Here is a 19,514-nt window from a genome sequence, read left to right as displayed (position 1 = left end):
ATATCGTGCAGCCCGTCGGTTGTGAGGCAGCTGAGACGAGGTTGTACCTAGTGGTCCGGATACTCACCGTGGCACTGGTCGTCGTGACCGGTGCGTCCGTGCTGACCGCCTGTACGGCGGATCCGTCGCCGTCCGCGGTGTCCGTGGCCTGGGCGGGCGCCGCGAAGCACTCCGTCCGGGTGACCTGGAAGGACGACAACGCACCGAACCGGATCACCATCGAGGGCGTGCTCAGCGAAGGGCCGTCCTACGTGCAGTATCTGCCGGCCGGACAGGGCAACAGCTGGGACATCCCGACCTCGGCGTTCCCGCCGGACGGCAACTACCGCGTGGTGGTCACCAACGGGACCAGCAAGGACGGGCTCACCGGGTCGCCGGCGAAGTCGCCGGTCTTCGACACCGACGGACCGGTCCGGCCGAACTCGGCGCTCGCGCTCAAACACCGGAGCGGGGTCCTGGTCCGCTGGACCGTGCCTGCCGCCCGGCAGGACTTCACCCCGAACGACCCGCTCGACGTGACCGGGAAGCGGGTACTGAAGTACGTCCCGATGATCGGACGGCCGGGCGCGCAGCCGGTCGCGATCGGTCCGGCGACGACCACACCCAGCCAGGTGATCAAGGACATCAAGCCGCCGTTCCTGTTCCAGGTGCGCACCGAGAACGAGTGGTCGAGCAATCTCGGCGCGCAAGCGATCGGGCTGACCAGCACCGCGACCGTCTGGGCGCCACCGCTGGCGCAGTTCGGGCTGTCGATCCGTGTGCAGGGCCGGGTGGTGCTGCAGAAGACCCAGTGCGCGCCGGAGGCCGATTGCGCCCTCGAGCAGACCACTGCGGCGGGCATACCGCTGACTGTGCTGAGTCAGCTGACGCCGAACGCACGGTGGACGCCGGTGGCGGTCGGGAAGACCAGCGCGGGCGGACACTACGACATCCCGGTCGTCACGCCCAGTAGCCGTCCGTACAAGGTGGTGGCGAGCTCCTACGCCACTCCAGGTGTCCTGACGAGTGCGGCGGTCAGTCCGGAGGTGTTCACCCGCGCAGTGGTTCGGCTGGCTCGCGGGGGCTTCCTTCCCGGCAACAACGTGAAGACCGGCCACCCGGTCACCATCTCCGCCACGGTGTCCCCGTCGTACTCGTCGGTGGCGACTTTGGAGCTGTGGAACCGGCACACCAGACAGTGGGCCTACGTGACGCGAGTGCCACTCAAGCGTGGCCAGGTGCTCTACGCCTTCAAGGCCGGTGCGGTGGGCGAGTACTCCTACCGCTTCGTCTTCCCGCGGACCGCGTCGGCGGGCCGGAACATGAGTGGCCTGACGACCCCGCAGTTCAACCTGCGGATCCGGCCCTAGGAGGCCTGGACCTCGGCCGGCTCGGTCGTTTCGCCGGACCGGTGCCGGCGCCGGATCTTGTAGTACGCATACGCCGCGACTGCACCGATGCCGATCACAACGAGCGCCCAGACCGACACCTGGCCGAAGATCTTGTCCGCGTTGTCACCGATGTGGAAGGCAACGATCCCGATCGTGGCCGACCAGGCGATGCCGCCGGCGGCGTTCGCGATCAGGAACTTCGGGTAGGGCATCCGCAGGGTGCCGGCCATCGGTCCGGCGAAGATCCGGAGCAGCGCCACGAACCGGCCGAAGAAGACCGTCCAGACGCCGTACCGATGGAAGTATTTCTCGGCGCGGGTGATCCGGTCGGCCGAGAAGTGTTTGAACCGGCGGCCGAGCCGGTCGAACAGGCTGCGGCCGGCCCGGCGGCCGATGTAGTACCCGATCGAGTCGCCGATGATCGCGCCCGCCGCGGCGGCCCCGATCACGAACTCGATCCGCAGGTCGCCCTGCGAGGCGAGCAGTGCCGCGGCGATCAGCGTGGTCTCGCCCGGCAGCGGCACCCCCATGCTCTCGACGCCGATGACGAGGCCCACCACCAGGTACGCCAGGACTGCCAGACCACCGGTCGGTATCGCGATTGCCAGCGCTTCCCCCATGTACCCATAGTTACATCGGTCGGCAACCAGTTAGCTGACCTGGGAGGTACTTCGGGGGAAAATCAGGGTTGCGGTGCCTCTCCGGACGGCACGACGGTGAACATGATGTGGATCGAACGGGTACCGCCGGGGTGGTCCGCGGCCGTCCGTCCCTTCCGGTAGCTGTTGACCAGCTTCTGCAGGTCGGCGCCGAGCTCCTCGGCCTCTTCGTGGGTCAGCCAGACCCGGGACCGGCTCATCGCGCTGATGTCGTCCCACGCGTCGTCGACGCCGAGGTCGTCGAACAGCTCGAGCATCCGGTCGGTGGCGACCCGCATCATCGCCTGGTTGGCCGTCCGGCCGGCCACCGACGACTGCGACGTGATCACCATGCCCTGTGCGGGCGCCCGCCAGGGGCGTTCCCGGCCGTCGGTGGACTCGGCCCGCTCGACGATGCCCCAGCGCTCCAGCGCCCGGAGGTGGTAGCTCATCGCGGAGGGCGTCAGCCCGGCCAGCTCCGCGCACTCCGTCGCGGTCAGCACCCGGCCGCTGTAGAGCTCGTCGATGACCACCTGCCGAGCCGGGTGCGCCAGCGCGCGGATCGCCCGCGGATCGGTCAGCACCACCTTGTTCTCGGCCACCGCGTCAGCGTAGCGAAGGCTTGACGTGAAAGATGTGAAGCATTAGCTTCAGATTTATGAAGCAAACCCTTCAGACTTCTCTGTGGTCGTCCCGCGACATCCGCCTGGTGCTGCCCGGGCGGGCGATCTCGTACGCCGGGGACGCGATCGCGATGGTGGCGCTGATGCTCCGGGTCAAGGAGTACGGCGGCGCCGGGGCGATCACCGTGCTGTTGCTGGCCTTCGCCGTACCGACCGTGGTGATGATTCCGATCGCGGGGCGGATCGTGGACAGTTACGACTCGCGGGTGGTGCTGGTGTGGGCGACGTTGCTGCAGGCGGTCGCCGGGGTGGCGCTGGCGTTCAGCCACGACCTGGTGAGCACGGTCGGCTTGGTCTGCCTGCTGCAGGTGGGTCAGGCGGTGGCTGGACCGTGCTGGGGTGCACTGATCCCCCGGATCGTGGGGGAGGAGCTGGTCGGCCGGGCCACCGGGACCAGTCAGGCGCTGGTCGGGGTAGCGATGCTGGCCGGCTCGGCGGTCGGTGGGGTTCTGGTGGCCTGGGTCGGTGGACGCAACGCGCTGCTGGTCGACGCGGCCACCTTCGGTCTGCTCGTTCTGGTGGCCGGTGCGGTCCGGACTCGGCGGCGTCCCGAGCCGGGCGTAGCGCGCGAGCGTGGTGGATTCAGTGCAGGACTCCGTGGCCTGCTCGGTGACCCCCTGCTGCGGGTGCTGGTCACCTGTCTCTGGGGCTTCGTGCTGGTCGGCGAAGCGATGAATGTGGCCGAGGTCTTCCTGGTCACCAATGACGTCGGGCTGAATGCGGCCGGATACGGCTGGGTGCTCGCGGCTCAAGGAGCCGGCTCGATCATCGGTGCCTGGGGTAGTGGCCGGTTGACCGCCTCCACCAGTCGCGCGCGGGCCGTGATGGTGGGGATGGCCGGCATCGGCGGCGGTGCGGTGTGTATGGGGTTGGCGACCGGTGCGGTCGCGCTGATTGTGGGTGCAGTGGTGATGGGAGGCGGGGCCGGGCTGCTCAACGCAGCCACCAGCACGCTGATCGTCACGCGGGTCGCCGAGGCTGTCCGGGGACGGGTGATCGCTGCCCTGGCCGGGACGGTTCGTGCGTGCAGTCTGGTCGCGCTGCCGCTCGGTGGCCTGCTGGCCGGCGTGCTCGGGCCGCGGATGACGTTCGTGGGCTGCGGAGTCGCCTGCGTGGCCGGTGCGGCGGTGGCCGCCGTACTGGTGGTCAGAACAAAGGATTCGGCTCTGGAGGTGGTCAGTCACTAGCCTTTGGCTTATGACTGACGCACACGTGGACCCAGCGAACCCCGACACCGGGCAGGACGACCTGCCCGAGCAGATGCGGGTCCGCCGGGAGAAGCGTGACCGCCTGCTGGCGGAAGGAGTGCAGCCCTACCCGATCTCGGTGGCGCGGACGCACCTGCTGAAGGACCTGCGGGCGACGTACGACGGGCAGGAGCTGGAGCCGGACACGAAGACCGGCGAGCAGGTGTCGGTGGTCGGCCGGGTGATCTTCCTGCGCAACACCGGCAAGCTCTGCTTCGTCCGGCTGCGTGAGGGTGACGGGACCGAACTGCAGGTGATGCTGTCGCTGGCCGACCTCGGTGAGGAGGAGCTGGCCCGGTTCAAGCAGCTCGTCGACATCGGTGACCTGCTGGCCGTCCAGGGCGAGGTCGTGACGAGCCGCCGTGGCGAGCTGTCCGTGCAGGCGACCGGCTGGCAGATGGCGGCCAAGACGCTGCGCCCGCTGCCGAACGAGCACAAGCCGCTGAACGAGGAGGCGCGCGTCCGGCTCCGGTACGTCGACCTGATCGTGCGGCCGGAGGCCCGGGAGATGGTCCGGATCAAGGCCGCCGTACTGAAGTCGCTGCGCGCCACCTTCGACGGGCAGGACTTCGTCGAGGTGGAGACGCCGGTCCTGCAGCTCACCAACGGTGGTGCGGCGGCCCGGCCGTTCAGCACGCACCTGAACGCGTTCGACCAGGAGATGAAGCTGCGGATCGCGCTCGAGCTCGATCTGAAGCGCGCGATGATCGGTGGCGTCGACCGGGTCTACGAGATCGGCCGCACGTTCCGTAACGAGGGGCTGGACTCCACGCACGCCGCGGAATTCTCGATGATCGAGGCATATCAGGCGTACGGCGACTACGACACGATGGCCGATCTGCTGCAGGAGCTGATCCGCAACGCCGGCCGGGCGATCGGCCGGAGCACGGTCACCGCGCGCGACGGTTCGGAGATCGACTTCGAGCAGCCGTTCCGGCACGCGACGCTTTTCGGGCTGCTCTCCGAAGCGGTCGGTGAGAGTGTCGACCAGACCACGGAACTGCCCGCACTGCTCAAGCTCGCCGAGCAGCACGAGGTCGAGCTGCAGCCGGGCCGGAATGCCGGCGAGATCGCCGTCGACTTGTTCGAGAAGCTGTGTGAACACGACCTCATCCAGCCGACCTTTGTGCGTGACTATCCGGAGTCGGCGCGGCCGTTGGCGAAGCCGCACCGGGAAATCCCGGGGCTGGTCGAGGCCTTCGACCTCTTCGTCAACGGGGTCGAGCTCGGGGTCGCGTACTCGGAGCTGAACGACCCGGTGATCCAGCGGGATCGCCTGGTGGCACAGTCGTTGCTGGCCGCCGCCGGTGATCCCGAGGCGATGGACCTCGACGAGGACTTCCTGCGGGCGATGGAGTTCGGGATGCCGCCGGCCGGTGGGCTCGGGATGGGTCTGGACCGGCTCGTCATGCTCTACACCGGTGCCGGTATACGGGAGACGATTCTCTTCCCGTTGCTCCGGCCGGAGTGATTCCCGAAGATTTCGGAGTTGTGGGCCGTGGATGCTGCATAGCACATCCGCGGCCCACTGCATTTTCCGGGGCTATTTGAATACGCAAGGTCACCGGGGGTGTCCCACAACTTTGTGGGACATTCCGCGCGGAGAATGACAAGTGGGTGGTTTGTGCGGTACAAATCAGGTGCAAACAATTCGGCAGGGGATTGTGCCCGGTGACGGGTGCAGGAAGGATTGTCATCGATGGCGCAAAGGGTGCAGGTGGTCCTGGAGGACGATCTCGACGGCGGTAAGGCCGACGAGACCGTGACCTTCGGGCTGGACGGGACGACCTACGAGATCGACCTTTCCAAGAAGAATGCCGCCAAGCTGCGCGACGCCCTCGCCGGGTACGTCGGCTCGGGCCGCCGGGTGGCCGGTCGCCGGGGTGCCGCCGGACGGGCCCGCGGTCGCGGCCGGTCCGCGTCGGACTCCGCCGACATCCGGGCCTGGGCCAAGGAGAACGGCTACGAGGTCAGCGAGCGCGGCCGGATCTCGGCCGAGGTACGCGCGGCGTACAACGAAGCCAAGTAAATTTCAGCTCGGTCTTGCGATCCCGGTACCCTTGAGGTATCGGGATCGTCCGCATTCCGGTTGTTTCAGGATGTGGACGTGTCGCGATCAGGCAGTGCCCGGGATGCCTGACCCGGCAGCCATCAGGGAAATTCGCTGGTGGCGAACACGCTGTCCGATCGTGGTCAGGCGGGAACACTCTGGAGATCCGGTGGGTTGTTCCCTTGTGATGCCGCCCGGGTGTCCGATCCAACAGTGATTGTTTGTTCGCCCAGAGCGAGCTTGTCGGTACCGGGGACTAGCATGCATGTACGGGGGTCGGCCCACACGGCACGTCCGACTCCTCTGAGGCAAGGAGCGCTTTGGCGATGTTTGAACGATTTACGGACCGCGCCCGTCGGGTAGTCGTCCTGGCTCAGGAAGAGGCCAGGATGCTCAGCCACAACTACATCGGGACCGAGCACATCCTGCTCGGCCTGATCCACGAGGGTGAAGGTGTCGCCGCCAAGGCTCTCGAGAGCCTGGGTATCTCGCTCGAGGCCGTTCGCTCCCAGGTCGAAGAGATCATCGGCCAGGGACAGCAGGCACCGAGCGGGCACATCCCGTTCACCCCCCGCGCCAAGAAGGTGCTGGAGCTCTCCCTGCGCGAGGCCCTGCAGTTGGGCCACAACTACATCGGCACCGAGCACATCCTGCTCGGCCTCATCCGCGAGGGTGAGGGTGTCGCAGCGCAGGTCCTGGTCAAGCTCGGCGCGGACCTGAACAAGGTCCGGCAGCAGGTCATCCAGCTGCTGAGCGGGTACCAGGGCAAGGAGCCCACGACCTCCGGTGCACCCACCGAGGGGGCGCCGAGCAGCTCCCTGGTGCTCGACCAGTTCGGCCGGAACTACACCCAGTCCGCTCGTGAGGCCAAGCTCGACCCGGTGATCGGGCGCGAGATGGAGATCGAGCGGGTCATGCAGGTGCTGTCCCGGCGGACCAAGAACAACCCTGTCCTGATCGGTGAGCCGGGCGTCGGCAAGACGGCGATCGTGGAGGGTCTGGCTCAGCAGATCGTCCGTGGTGACGTTCCGGAGACGCTCAAGGACAAGCAGATCTACTCCCTCGACCTCGGCGCCCTGGTGGCGGGTTCCCGCTACCGCGGTGACTTCGAGGAGCGCCTGAAGAAGGTGCTGAAGGAGATCCGCACCCGCGGTGACATCGTGCTGTTCATCGACGAGATCCACACCCTCGTCGGGGCCGGTGCGGCCGAGGGCGCGATCGACGCGGCGAGCATCCTGAAGCCGATGCTGGCCCGTGGAGAGCTGCAGACCATCGGTGCGACCACCCTCGACGAGTACCGTAAGTACGTCGAGAAGGACGCCGCGCTGGAGCGTCGGTTCCAGCCGATCCAGGTCGCCGAGCCCTCGATCGCGCACACGATCGAGATCCTCAAGGGTCTGCGTGACCGCTACGAGGCGCACCACCGGGTGACCATCACCGATGCCGCGCTGGTGAACGCCGCGCAGATGGCCGACCGCTACATCTCCGACCGGTTCCTCCCCGACAAGGCGATCGACCTGATCGACGAGGCCGGGGCCCGGTTGCGGATCCGCCGGATGACGGCTCCGCCGGACCTGCGCGAGTTCGACGAGAAGATCGCGAACGTGCGCCGGGAGAAGGAGTCGGCGATCGACGCTCAGGACTTCGAGCGCGCCGCGGGTCTTCGCGACGACGAGAAGAAGCTGATCAACGCGAAGGCCGAGCGGGAGAAGCAGTGGAAGGCCGGCGACATGGATGTCGTCGCCGAGGTCGACGAGGAGCTGATCGCCGAGGTGCTCAGCACCGCGACCGGTATCCCTGTCTTCAAGCTGACCGAGGAGGAGTCCTCGCGTCTGCTCGACATGGAGAAGGTGCTGGCCAAGCAGTACATCGGCCAGACCGACGCGGTGAAGGCGCTGTCCCGCTCGATCCGGCGTACTCGCGCCGGCCTGAAGGACCCGCGCCGCCCGAGCGGCTCGTTCATCTTCGCCGGCCCGTCCGGTGTCGGTAAGACCGAGCTGTCGAAGGTGCTGACCGAGTTCCTGTTCGGCGACCAGAACGCGCTGATCAGCCTCGACATGTCGGAGTACTCGGAGAAGCACACGGCCTCGCGGCTGTTCGGCTCGCCTCCTGGGTACGTCGGCTACGAAGAGGGCGGCCAGCTGACCGAGAAGGTCCGCCGCAAGCCGTTCTCCGTGGTGCTGTTCGACGAGGTGGAGAAGGCCCACCCGGACATCTTCAACTCGCTGCTGCAGATCCTGGACGAAGGTCGCCTGACCGACGCCCAGGGCCGCGTGGTCGACTTCAAGAACACGGTCATCATCATGACGACCAACCTGGGGACCAAGGACATCTCGAAGGGTGCCCTCGGTTTCTCGCAGACCTCGGACACCTCCGGCTCGTACGAGCGGATGAAGTCCAAGGTGACGGAGGAGCTCAAGCAGCACTTCCGCCCGGAGTTCCTGAACCGCGTCGACGAGATCGTGGTCTTCCACCAGCACAGCAAGGACGACATCGTCAAGATCGTCGACCTGATGCTGGCCCAGGTGGAGGAGCGCCTGAAGGACAAGGACATGGGCATCGAGCTCACGCCGGCGGCGAAGGCACTGGTCGCCGACCGTGGCTTCGACCCGGTCCTGGGCGCCCGTCCGCTGCGCCGCGCACTGCAGCGCGACGTGGAGGACGTCCTGGCCGAGAAGATCCTGTTCGGGGAGCTACGGCCCGGCCAGATCGTCCTGGTCGACGTCGCTCCGGAGGACACGGTGGACGCCGACGGCCTGCGCGAGTACTTCACCTTCACCGGGACGCCGAAGGCAGGCGCTTCCGAGCTGGAGCTGACGGACCTCGCAGCCGGTGGCACCTCGGGTCTGCAGGACTCGTAACACCCCAGCATCAACCAAAGGACCCCGCACTCCGGTGCGGGGTCCTTTGTCGTTCCTGAGGGTTTTCCCTCGTCGTCCTGACAAGACATTCGATCCTCGTCGAAAGGTGTCCGGATCCGGTCTACTCGGCCATTCCCGCTCCTACACTGCAAACATGCCGTCGGGGCTCCGGATAGATCTGCTCGGACCGCTCACCGTCCGCAGCGGTGACGCGGAGATTTCGGTCGGCCCGCTCCGGCAACAGGCGATGTTCGCCGTTCTGGCGCTGAATGCCGATCGGGTGCTCACCCCGGAACAGTTGCTCGATCTGGTCTGGGACGACGATCCGCCGCCGACCGGGATCAAGGTCGTGCCGACGTACGTGTACCGGATCCGGAAGTCGCTGCCGCCGGGGTCCCAGCTGGAGCGGACGACGGCCGGCTATGTGCTGCGGCTCGATGCCGAGGTCCTGGATCTGGATCGGTTCGAGACGATGGTCCGCGAGGCCGGCCGGCACGGCGATCCGGAGCAGGCGCTGGCTCTGCACGATCAGGCGCTGGCGCTGTTCCGCGGCCAGCCGTTGAGTGGCCTGCCGGGTCAGTATCTGGCCGGCCAACGCCGCCGGATCGCAGAACGCCGGGAGAAGGCGCTCGGCACCCGCATCCAGCTGCAACTGGCCGCCGGCCGCCACATCGAAGCGATCCCGGAGCTGATCGGGCTGGTCGCCGACCACCCGTTCGACGAGCGCTTCGCGGTCTTGCTGATGAATGCGCTGGCCGGCAGCGGCCGTCAGGCCGAGGCCCTGGAGACCTATCAGCGGGTACGCCGGACGCTCGTCGAACAGCTCGGAATCGAGCCAGGCCCCGAGCTGCGGGCTGCCCAGCAGACGCTGCTTCGGGTCGAGGCACCGGCCCTGCCCGCACGCAACGAACTCCCGTACGGCGGTGCCGCGTTCGCAGGTCGAGCGGCGGAACTGGCCGAGGTCGTGGCCATGCTGCGGCCGGGTGCCGGATCCGCACCACCCGTGCTGGCCATCGACGGAATGGCGGGGATCGGCAAGACGGCCCTCGCGGTCCAGGCCGGGCATCGGCTGGCGTCGCAGTACCCGGATGGTCAGCTGTTCGTCGACCTGCACGGGCACACCCCGGGGCGCGAGCCACTCGGGACCGAGCAGGCGGTCGACCACCTGCTCCGCGGCATCGGCGTACCGGCGGATCAGATTCCTGGTTGTGTCGAGGACCGGCTGTCGTTGTGGCGGTCGAAGTCGGCGCGGCTGCGGTTGCTGGTCGTGCTGGACAACGCTCCGGACGCCGAGACCGTCCGGCCATTGTTGCCGGGGGCATCGGAATGTGCGGTGCTGGTGACGAGCCGGCGGTTGCTGGTCGAGCTGGATGCCAAGCGCAGGCTGGGACTTGGGCTGCTGGCGATGGACGATGCGACGACTCTGCTGACGGAGATCGCCGGGCCGGATCGGCACGATGGCGACGAGTCCGCCGTACAGGAGCTGGCCGAGCACTGTGGGCGGTTGCCGTTGGCGCTGCGGATCGCGGGTGCGCGGTTGCGGCACCGGCCCTCCTGGACGATGCAGCATCTGAACGAGCGGTTGCGCGGACGGCGGCGGCTGCGCGAGCTGGACGGCGACTCGAACGGAGTCCGGTCGGCGTTCGCGGTGTCGTACGAGCATCTGCCGGAGGAGCAGCGCCGGTTGTTCGCGTGCCTCGGGTTGTTCCCGGGCAAGGACTTCGAGGCGAAGGCCGCTGGCGCGCTGGCCGGGATCGACGTACCGGCGGTGGAGTCTCTGCTCGAGAGCCTGGTTGACGCGAGCTTGCTGCTGGCGCCACGGCCGGGGCGGTACGAGTTCCACGACTTGCTGCGCGGGTATGCGGCGGAGGTCGCGGATGACACCGAGGCGGTCGGTCGGCTGGTCGAGCACTACCTGACGGTGGCTGGGGCTGAGATCGATCTGACCTGGGCGGATGCCGAGCGGCAGAATCTGCTGGCTGCGTTGGAGGTTGCGGAGGATGCCCCCGCGGTTCGGCTCGCGTTGGTGCTCGCGCCGTACCTGCACGGCCGGAGTCGGTTGGGCGAGCTCGACGCCGTGCTGACGATTGGTCTGGCTGCTGCCGAGCGGCAGCAGGATGCGGTGGGCGAGGCGCGGCTGCTGTTCCTGCGCGGGAACTTCGGGCAGTTCCGCTGCGGACCGCAGAAGGGTCTGTGCGATCTGCGCCGGGCGGCGGAGTTGGCGCCGGACAGCGAGCCGGGGTTGCGGTCGCGGATTCTCGGGTCGTTGGGCTACACGCAGGGCACGCTGGATCCGTCGTCGAATCACGCCGAGCTACTCCGTACGTCGTTGCGTCTCGCGCAGCTGGCGGGGGATCGGCAGGCCGTGGTCGAGACGTTGAGCCGGCTGGCCGCGCTCGCGGTTCGGCAGCACGGGTTCGCGATGGCGCTGGAGTATTACGAGCGGGCGCTGGATCTGGCGCGGGAGATCGGTGACGAGCGGCTCGAACCTGAACTGCTGAACGGCATCGCGGTCTGTCGCCTCGCGGAGGACGAACCGCTGCCCGCGCTCGAGGCCACCCGCGCTGCGCAACGCCTGGCTGCTGAGCACGAGCTGGACTTCTCGATGAGCTACGCGCTGTGCCACCAGGGTGAGGCGCATCGCCGGCTCGGGCGCACGAAGCTGGCGGTCGAGATTCACGAGCAGGCCCTGAAGCTTGCCATCGGCAACTGTACGCACCTGGACGAGGTCGACGCTCGCCTGCACCTCGGACGCAGCCTGCTGAGCGCGGGCCGTGGCGAGGCGGCGGCTGAACAGTTCGATCTGGCACTTCGCCTCAGCCAGGATCGCGGCCACACGCTGGGCGTCGTGGAAGCCCTTACTGGCTTGGCCGACTGCTCCCCGCGCTCACCCCGAGCCGGTCGGCTTCTTCGGCAAGCCCACGACCAAGCACAAACGGCAGGACACACTGTCTTGGCCAACCGTCTCGAACACCGCTTGGATCGGGTGCCGGCCGTCCACGGCTGATCAGGGCTAGCGACGCCGCAGTTGGTTGATGGTCTGATCGATGGTGTCGGGGTGTGGGTGGTGGGTGCTGCGGTGGGTCAGCAGATGGCCTGCGGTGGTGAGCAGCCAGCAGGTGGTGGTGGCCAGGGCTATGGCGGGGCCCGGGCCGCGCCAGGTGTCGCCGAGAGCTTCTAGCTGACCTGCTTGGTAGGCACCGGCCAGGAAGAGCAGGCTGACGATCGCAGTGATGCCAGCCGCGGCTTGGGCTTTGTGACCGGGCTTGAGGAACAGCAGCGCGACTGTGGTCGCCAGGCCGACCAACCAGGTGAGGGCTAGTTGTGGCTGGGTTTCCAGGCCCAGCTGCCAGACGGACAGCCCGAGTCGGCGGCTGTAGGTCCACGGCAGCAGCAGTGTGAGGCCGGTGACGAGTGCGGCGAGCAGTCCGGCTCTGGCGAACCAGCGGTGTTCGTTGACGGCGAGTGCCTGCTCAGCGGCCGAGAGACGGCCCGGTAGCTCTTCGTCGGGCAGTGCGCTCACGGTGCGACCTCCAGGCGGACCAGATCGTTGCCCAGGTGGAAGTACAGCGCCTGACCGATCACCGTCACCTCATCTGCCGCTTGCGGGACGCCCTGCGTCGGACCGGCGAGCACAGTGACCCGGCCCCCCTCGACACGCAGCAGGTGAACGGCGTCGTACCCCCAGAGCTTTCCGTCGGGTCCGGCGAACCACATCCCGACTGTGTCGTCGAGCAGTCGGCCGGTGACCAGCAGCTGGGCAATCTGGTCAGGTTTCAGCTCACCTTTGACCGCAGTACGTCGTACGCGGCCTGGCTCGTAGAAGTTGTACAGCCCGCCGCCGATCGCGGTCACCAACCGATCTCCGGCCGCCGCAGCGAACTCGGCCTTCGGGTTGTCGGGCAACGGCAGTAGATCGCGTTGCACCGTGGTCCGACCGCGCACGAGGTGTACGGCGCGTTCTGGCCCCGGCTGATCGGCCAGCGTCCACCACACTCCGCCCTGCCCGTCAGGCGCCCAACTGCGCGCGGCCAACGGCAGTCGGATGTGGGCGAGCTTCCCACTGGCGTCCAGTCCGAGCTGCGAGCTCACGCCTGGGGCACCCTGACCAGGGTCCACGGTCCCGACCGGCGGCAGCACAGTCGCCCGGAAGTCCGTCGTACCGCGGACTGGCTTTCGACGGTCGCACCGCGGTTGTGGATCTGGTGCAGCCGGGTACGTCGACGCTGCGGCCGCCGCATCTGGGATCTGCAGGATCTGACTACCGCCACCAGGCGACGTCCCCAGCAGCACCGAGCCGTCCGGCCTGGCCTCGATGCTGCTGATCCCGTCGGCTCCACCGGGCAGCTTCCGCAGTACGCCGTCCGGCGTGATCACCGAGGTCGGCGCACCGCCGCCCAGCCAAACGTTGCCGCGCACATCGACCGCGAACGCGTCGACTGTCATCGACGAGCTGGTCGCATCGCTGCTCAACACGCAACCAGCCGGAGCAACTCCGGTCAGCTGCTGCGTCGGTCCACCGCGGCGAGCCATTGCCAGCCCGGTCTCGCTGGTCCGCCACACCGTCGTACCGTCCGGACCACTGGACACCGCGTTGCCGGGTGCGCCCGCTCCTGGGTTTACCCGAAAGTCCTGCAACCGCATGCCGGCGCGGAGCTGGTTCGCTGGGATCTGCCAGGTGGTCGAAGCTCCCCACACCACGATCGACCGGTCCGCATTGCGATGGCTGAGTCCCGGACCGACACCGGATGCGAGGACTTCCACTCCGGGCGTCACGTAGTACTTCCCGTCGGGATCCTTGTGGCTGAGGCTGATATCCGCCTGCGCGAGGTCTAGGGGGACGGACAGGATCGCCCAGGGCTTCCCGCCCGCTCCACCTGCCAGCAACACCAGATGGTTGTCGGTGACACCCCACAGGGCCGGTGCGGTAGGACCGTGGTTCAGCGTGACCTCGGGCAGCGCCACACCGTCGTCGTACGCGAAGACTGTCGAGCTCTCCGAACCTGTCCGCCCGAGCAGCCACTGTCCGGGCGAACCGTCCAGGGTGCTCGCGAACGAGTCCAGCGGATCGGAGGTCCCGATCGCGACGCGCATCCCGAGCCGGTCGACCAGCTGACCGCTGTGCAGGTTCAGCAGCCGATGTGGCACGCCAGCAGTCGTCTCCGGCAGGTACGGCGTACCTATCGCGGCCGGCACGAGTAGTCCGGCCAGTGCGCCGATGCTGCCGAGCAGAACGAGTAGCGAGCCGCCGATCAGCCCAGCGGCGATCAGAAGCACGCCAAGGACCAGAGCGGTCCACGCGCCGATGCCGGGGCGGTAGCCGACGCCGTTCGGCAGGATCGGCGGCAGCGAGAGCAGATGCGCAGCCAGCCCGGCCACGGTGGCGGATCCACACCCGACGGCCGCGAGTCGCCGTACCGGACCGCGGGTCGCGAGGGTTGCGACGGCCAGTCCGCAGATGATCAGCGCCCAGATCCGGGCCGGCGGGATCTCCCAGAGCTGCACCCGGATCAGCCCGGCGTCGGCGAGACCGACCGCGACCGGATCCCGGAGCTCCCGCCACGGAAGAACAGTTGAGAGTAGAACCAGTACGGCGAGGGTGCCGGTCGCGAACGGCATGAACCGCCCCCGGATCGGGGCCCGGATCGCGGTCCGATCGATCATTCGGACGAAGAGTGCCCGCAATTCGGACTGATTGAGCGGCTCAGCGGACACGTTCGGCGAGTCGTCGACAGGAGTTGGCCGAGGTGTCATCGGACCCCGGATCAACTGGGTTGCCCAGTACCCCGCGACGGCCGTGGCGAGGGTCCCGCAGGCCAGCGTCCCGATCACAGCCGGTGAGAAAGAGCAGCTCGGGCGGGCCTGCTGAACGAATCCGGTCCAGGCCACCATGGTGACCACCGCGAGCACCGCCGTACCCCAGCCGCGGACCTGCCGCCGGATGCCGAAACTCTCGGCAGACAAGCGATCCGCGAGGATCAGCGCCACCATCGCCACCGGCAGCGCGAGGGCCGCCGTACGGCCGCCGACCGGTTGGGTGGTGGCCCGCCAGAGGTAACAGCCTGTGCCTGTCTGCCCTGGTAGCAGGACCGCCAGCAAGGAGCCGGCGGCGAGACACGCAATCACAAGACCGGGTTTGCCGGTACGTCGTATGGTCCTACGATGCGTGAGCAGATCGGTACGGATCAGTGCTGCCGCTGCCTGCGATTCGGTGGGCAGATCGCGCAGCGGCATGAAAAAGAAGTTACCTGGCACCCATGTACCGCGTTGTAACCCTGTGACCACGTTGATGGGACCCGGACTGTCGGAAAGGGGGCCGAGGATGGAATCATCTCGTCGCATGGACGCGCCGCGTCTGCCCCTGACCCAAGAACCGGTCGCCGACACCGGTTCTTTTGGTGTGCGGCAAGCGGGCGGAGTGCTCGAGCGGGCCCAGCGGATCGCGGACACCCTGCGCGAGCAGGCGGAGTACGAGAACGACCTGGCCCGCGAGGACGCCGAGCGCGCCCGGACCGAGACCGAGCAGCTCCGCGCTGAGGCGGATGCGGCGGCGAGGAAGCTGCGGACCGACGCCACGTCGTCGGCGCAGCGACTGCTCAACGACGCCGAGCGCGCGGCCGAGCAGCTGCGCGCCGAGTCGGTGGCCGAGGCGGACCGGGTTCGCTCCGAGGCGCAGGACGCTGCTGAGCGGCTGCAGGCCGAGTCGACGGCGGAGGCCGATCGGGTACGCCGGGAAGCGGCCGAGGCGGCTGAGAAGCTGCGCGCGGAGTCGACAGGCGAGGCTGAGCGCGTCCGGTCCGAGGCCAGCACGCTCGCTGAGCGGATGACTGCCGGAGCCGAGCACGCGGCCGAGCAGCTGCGGGTGACTGTCGCCGATGAGGTCGCCAAGCGGCGCAATGACTCCGAATCGGCTGCCGAGCAACTGCGCGACGAGAGCCAAGCGACCGCCGACCGGTTGCGGGCCGAGTCGCAGGCTGCCGCCGACCGCCGGATCGCCGGAGCCGAGGCAGAGGCCGCTCGGGTCACCGAAGCCGCCGAGACCGAGGCCGCCCGGCTCAAGCAGGAGTCCGAGGCCGCGGCTGCCCAGCTGAAGGAGAGCTCCGAAGCCGAAGCTGCTCGGCTGAAGGCGGAGTCCGAGGCTGAAGCTGCCAGGGTCACCAAGGACGCTGAGGTTCGGGCTGCTCGACTGAAGGCCGAGTCCGAGGCCGCGGCTGCTCGGGTCAAGCAAGAGGCTGAGGTTGCGGCCGCCCAGCTGAAGGAAGCGTCCGAGGCCGAGGCGACCCGGATCAAGGACGAGGCGGACGAGCTGCTGCTGGGAGCCCGCGAGGCTCGCGAGGCGGCCGAGCTGATGGTCGACCGGGCCGGCCGCGAGGCGCAGCAGCTGGTTGCCGATGCCGGTGAGCAGGCGGCCCTGGTGTCGCAGGCCGCCGTACGGAACGAGGCCGAGCTGATCGCCCGCTCCGAGACCGAGGCCGCCGACCTGCGGGCCGCGGTCGAGCTGGAGGTCGAGGCGGCCCGGGAGAAGTCGCGGGCCCAGATCGCCGAGGGGCACGCCGAGATCGAGCGGCTGCGCGGCGAGAACCGGGCCGAGCTCGAGCGCCGTACGGCGGAGCTCGAGGAGACCGAGCGCGCCAAGCTGGCCGCGATCTCGCTGGAGATCGACAAGCTCCGGGCCGAGGCGGTGGCGGAGCTCGCCGAGCGCAAGGCCGAGGCGGAGCTGTCCAACGAGCGGCTGATGGCCGATGCGCGGGCGCAGGCCAAGCTGGTCGTCGACTCGATCGAGGCCGACCGGCGGAACGCGACCGGCGAGGCGCAGCGGATCGTCGACGACGCGAACAAGGCGGCCGAGCTGGCGATGGCCGAGGCCGAGAAGCAGACGCTGTGGAGCAAGAAGACCGTCGCCGACCTGATCGGGACGGCCGAGGCGGAGGCGCAGACGATCCGCGAGCAGGCCGCCGCGGAGGCGAGCCGGTTGCTGCTGGAGAAGCGGGCCCACCTGCGGCGCGTGGTCGGCCGCTCGACCAGCCGGCTCAAGCAGACCCAGGACGCGATCGCCAAGGAGAACGCGGAGCTGACCGCGCTGGCCGAGAACACGCTCGAGACCGCGTCCGCGCAGGCCGAGGCGACCCTGAGCTCGGCCCGGCAGGAAGCCCAGAAGGTGACCGCGCAGGCGCAGTCCCGGGCCGACCGGCAGAAGGTCGCGGCCGAGCTCGAGGCCAAGGAGATCGTCGACCGGGCGACCCGGCGCGAGACCGAGGCGCAGTCCAGCACGCAGGTCCTGCGCGAGCGCGCGGCCAAGGATCTCGCCGACGCGCAGCGCCAGTCCCACGAGCTGATCCGCAAGTCCCGCGCCGAGGCCCAGCAGCTCGAGGCGCAGGCCCGCGAGCATGCGGACGAGCTGCGCGCGCAGGCCCGTAAACTACTCGCCGATGCCGAGGCGAGGGTCGCGGCGCTGAATCAACGCCGCGACGAGATCACCAAGGAGCTCACCCAGCTTTCGGGTGTGATCGAGGCACTCGCTGTACCAGGGTTCCGCCCAGGTGGTGGAATGTCTTCCAGTGAGGGTTCCACGGGGGAATCAGGATGAGGACGTGACAGTCAGATCCTTGTCAGTGACAATGTGTGATCCACCCACCCAATTAAGTGAGTATCGGAAAACATGAGCAGTGAAAGCCCAACCCCGTTCCGTACCGTTCTGCGTGGCTACGAGCCCGCTCAGGTGGACCAGCACATCCGTGAGCTGACCACCTCGCTGACGGCGCTGCAGCAGCAGTCCGAGCAGCTCCAGCGGCACGTGCAGGAGCTCCAGCAGCGCACCGACGCCGCGGAATCGGCCGTGATCTCCGCCCAGGAGGACCACAAGGACCGTGCCCCGACGTTCACCGAGTTCGGTGAGCGGGTCGCGAAGATCCTGTCGCTGGCCGACGACGAGGCCCGTGACCTGGTGACCCGCGCGCGGACCGACGCGGAGGCGATCGTCGCCGACGGCGAGGCGCACGCGAAGAAGGTCCGCAAGGAGGCCGAGCAGTACTCCCTGGACTGGAAGAGCGAGGTCGACGCGGAGGCGGCTCGCATCCTGGAGGAGGCCCGCACCCAGGCCGACGACATGCGCGACGAGGCCGAGCGCGACGCGACCGCCCGCCGGTCCGAGGCACAGGCCCTCTACGAGCAGGAGCGCGCCAAGTCCGCTCAGGCCGCGGCTGCCTTCGAGACCACCCTGGCCGAGCGCCGCGGCAAGGTCGAGCAGGAGTTCGCCGCCCGGACGGCCCTGGCCGAGCAGCAGCTGGCCGCGGTCACCGACCGCGCCGCCCAGGTGCAGCGCGAGGCCGACCGGTCCCGCTCCGAGGCCGAGCGGTTGTCCCAGCAGCAGCTGGCCGACGCGAACCGTCAAGCCCAGGAGATCGTCGCCGCCGCGAAGGACAAGTCCGAGCGGATCCGTGCCGAGTCCGAGCGCGAGCTCGCGGCCGCGACGCAGCGCCGGGACAGCATCAACGCGCAGCTGACCAACGTCCGCCAGATGCTGGCGACGCTGTCCGGCCAGCCGGCGATGCCGCTCGACCTGCTGGCCGACGACGACGCCGAAGCCAGCACCGGCAGCAAGAAGAACTGAAGCACGAAGGCGATGGGCGACCCATGCCCGCGGAGAGCGCGGGCATGGGTCGCCTTCGTCGTGTTGTGCGGCTGCGCTTCGCTTGCCGCGGGCGGGGGCTTCGCCACCCGCACCCCCAGTCGTGGTGCCGCTATGCGGGGAGGCGGTAGCGGTTGCGGGGGAGCGGCTCTACAAGGCCGTCGGCGACCAGACCGTCGAGGGCGCGCTCGCGCTGGATGTGGTCCTGCCAGCAGGCGTCCAGAGCCTTCTTCGGTACGGCGCCGTGCTCGGAACGCAGGACGGCGAGCAGCCGGCCGCGTACCTGGCGATCGGTGCCCTCGTAGGTCTGTCCCTTCCGGGGCGGACCGACGTACGGCGGACTACCGGCCAGCACCCACGCACACTGGCTGCGGATCGGGCAGTCGGCGCACCGCGGCGTACGGGCTGTGCAGACCAGTGCGCCGAGCTCCATCGAGGCAACGGCCCAGCGGGCCGCGGTGGGCACATCGTCCGGCAGTGCGGTGACTGCGAGCCGTTGGTCGGCCGCAGTGGGGGAGATGGTCGGCTGTGCGACGCCGGTGAGGGCTCTGGCGAGCACTCGGCGGACATTGGTGTCCACAACCGCGTGACGCTGGCCGAACGCGAACGAAGCGATCGCAGCGGCCGTGTAGGTGCCGACACCCGGCAGGGCGAGCAGTGCGGCGTGGTCGTCCGGCACCTCACCACCATGGCGCTCCACAATCGCCTGTGCAGCCGCGTGCAGCCGCAGTGCGCGCCGTGGGTACCCAAGCCGGTCCCAGGCCCGCACAGCCTCGCCTGGCGGCTCTGCGGCCAGGTCTGCCGGTCGGGGCCACCTCTCCAACCACCTCTGGTACGCCGGGAGCACGCGCGCGACCGGAGTCTGCTGCAGCATGAACTCGCTGACCATGACTGCCCAGGGTCCCGCATCCGGGTCCCGCCACGGCAGTACGCGCGCGTTGACGTCGTACCACTGCAGAACGGGGCCATGGAGTGCGGCAGCTGTGGATGTGAGCGGCGAGCCTGACTGGTCGAGCACAGAGCCGATATTAGGGTGC

General features: G+C 68.7%; 13 protein-coding genes. 8 read left to right on the top strand and 5 right to left on the bottom strand.

Features of this window, described 5'->3' with window-relative positions; translation table 11 throughout:
• Positions 1–68: 68 nt before the first annotated feature.
• A complete protein-coding gene (locus OG474_RS12675) occupies positions 69–1,349 on the top strand; it encodes a hypothetical protein (RefSeq protein WP_405062457.1) in 1,281 nt (426 codons plus the stop codon).
• Here the strand turns inward: OG474_RS12675 and OG474_RS12670 are convergent.
• Both OG474_RS12670 and OG474_RS12665 read right to left on the bottom strand, forming a co-directional pair.
• Positions 1,346–1,990: a DedA family protein gene (locus tag OG474_RS12670; RefSeq protein WP_405062456.1), complete on the bottom strand. Its 645-nt coding sequence runs from the start codon at positions 1,988–1,990 to the stop codon at positions 1,346–1,348. The two genes, OG474_RS12675 and OG474_RS12670, sit on opposite strands and share 4 nt — an antisense overlap.
• 62 nt (positions 1,991–2,052) lie before the next feature.
• Positions 2,053–2,610 (bottom strand): ArsR/SmtB family transcription factor, encoded by a 558-nt coding sequence (locus OG474_RS12665; RefSeq protein ID WP_405062455.1) that lies wholly within the window; start codon positions 2,608–2,610, stop codon positions 2,053–2,055.
• A 56-nt stretch (positions 2,611–2,666) separates the two neighbouring features.
• Between OG474_RS12665 and OG474_RS12660 the strand changes: the two genes are divergently transcribed.
• From OG474_RS12660 to OG474_RS12640, 5 genes are all read left to right on the top strand, one after another.
• The gene (locus OG474_RS12660) at positions 2,667–3,878 is read left to right on the top strand and encodes an MFS transporter (RefSeq protein ID WP_405062454.1); all 1,212 of its coding nucleotides are present in this window, start codon (positions 2,667–2,669) and stop codon (positions 3,876–3,878) included.
• 10 nt (positions 3,879–3,888) lie between these two features.
• Positions 3,889–5,409, top strand: a complete 1,521-nt coding sequence (gene lysS / locus OG474_RS12655) for a lysine--tRNA ligase (RefSeq protein ID WP_405062453.1) — start codon at positions 3,889–3,891, stop codon at positions 5,407–5,409.
• A gap of 228 nt (positions 5,410–5,637) precedes the next feature.
• Positions 5,638–5,967, top strand: a complete 330-nt coding sequence (locus OG474_RS12650) for an Lsr2 family protein (protein WP_405062452.1) — start codon at positions 5,638–5,640, stop codon at positions 5,965–5,967.
• Between the two features lie 347 nt (positions 5,968–6,314).
• A complete protein-coding gene (locus tag OG474_RS12645) occupies positions 6,315–8,849 on the top strand; it encodes an ATP-dependent Clp protease ATP-binding subunit (protein ID WP_405062451.1) in 2,535 nt (844 codons plus the stop codon).
• Positions 8,850–9,003: 154 nt separating this feature from the next.
• A complete protein-coding gene (locus OG474_RS12640; protein WP_405062450.1) occupies positions 9,004–11,856 on the top strand; it encodes a BTAD domain-containing putative transcriptional regulator in 2,853 nt (950 codons plus the stop codon).
• 6 nt (positions 11,857–11,862) lie between these two features.
• On the opposite strand, the gene OG474_RS12635 is transcribed toward OG474_RS12640, so the two are convergent.
• Positions 11,863–12,372, bottom strand: a complete 510-nt coding sequence (locus OG474_RS12635) for a hypothetical protein (protein ID WP_405062449.1) — start codon at positions 12,370–12,372, stop codon at positions 11,863–11,865.
• Entirely contained in the window at positions 12,369–15,083 is a 2,715-nt protein-coding gene (locus tag OG474_RS12630; RefSeq protein ID WP_405062448.1) for a hypothetical protein, read from the bottom strand. Before OG474_RS12630 ends, OG474_RS12635 begins: the two co-directional genes overlap by 4 nt.
• A gap of 106 nt (positions 15,084–15,189) precedes the next feature.
• Here OG474_RS12630 and OG474_RS12625 point away from each other — a divergent pair, with 106 nt between their 5' ends.
• Positions 15,190–17,436, top strand: coding sequence for a kinetoplast-associated-like protein (locus OG474_RS12625; protein ID WP_405062447.1), 2,247 nt, complete (start codon positions 15,190–15,192; stop codon positions 17,434–17,436).
• A 72-nt stretch (positions 17,437–17,508) separates the two neighbouring features.
• Complete coding sequence (locus OG474_RS12620) at positions 17,509–18,459, top strand: DivIVA domain-containing protein (RefSeq protein ID WP_405062446.1); 951 nt, start codon at positions 17,509–17,511, stop codon at positions 18,457–18,459.
• A gap of 130 nt (positions 18,460–18,589) precedes the next feature.
• Here the strand turns inward: OG474_RS12620 and OG474_RS12615 are convergent, their stop codons facing one another.
• A complete protein-coding gene (locus OG474_RS12615) occupies positions 18,590–19,495 on the bottom strand; it encodes an A/G-specific adenine glycosylase (protein WP_405062445.1) in 906 nt (301 codons plus the stop codon).
• Positions 19,496–19,514 lie beyond the last annotated feature (19 nt).

This window comes from Kribbella sp. NBC_01505 (assembly GCF_045040285.1).
Classification (GTDB): domain Bacteria; phylum Actinomycetota; class Actinomycetes; order Propionibacteriales; family Kribbellaceae; genus Kribbella.
This window is presented reverse-complemented; position numbering and strand designations above follow the sequence as displayed.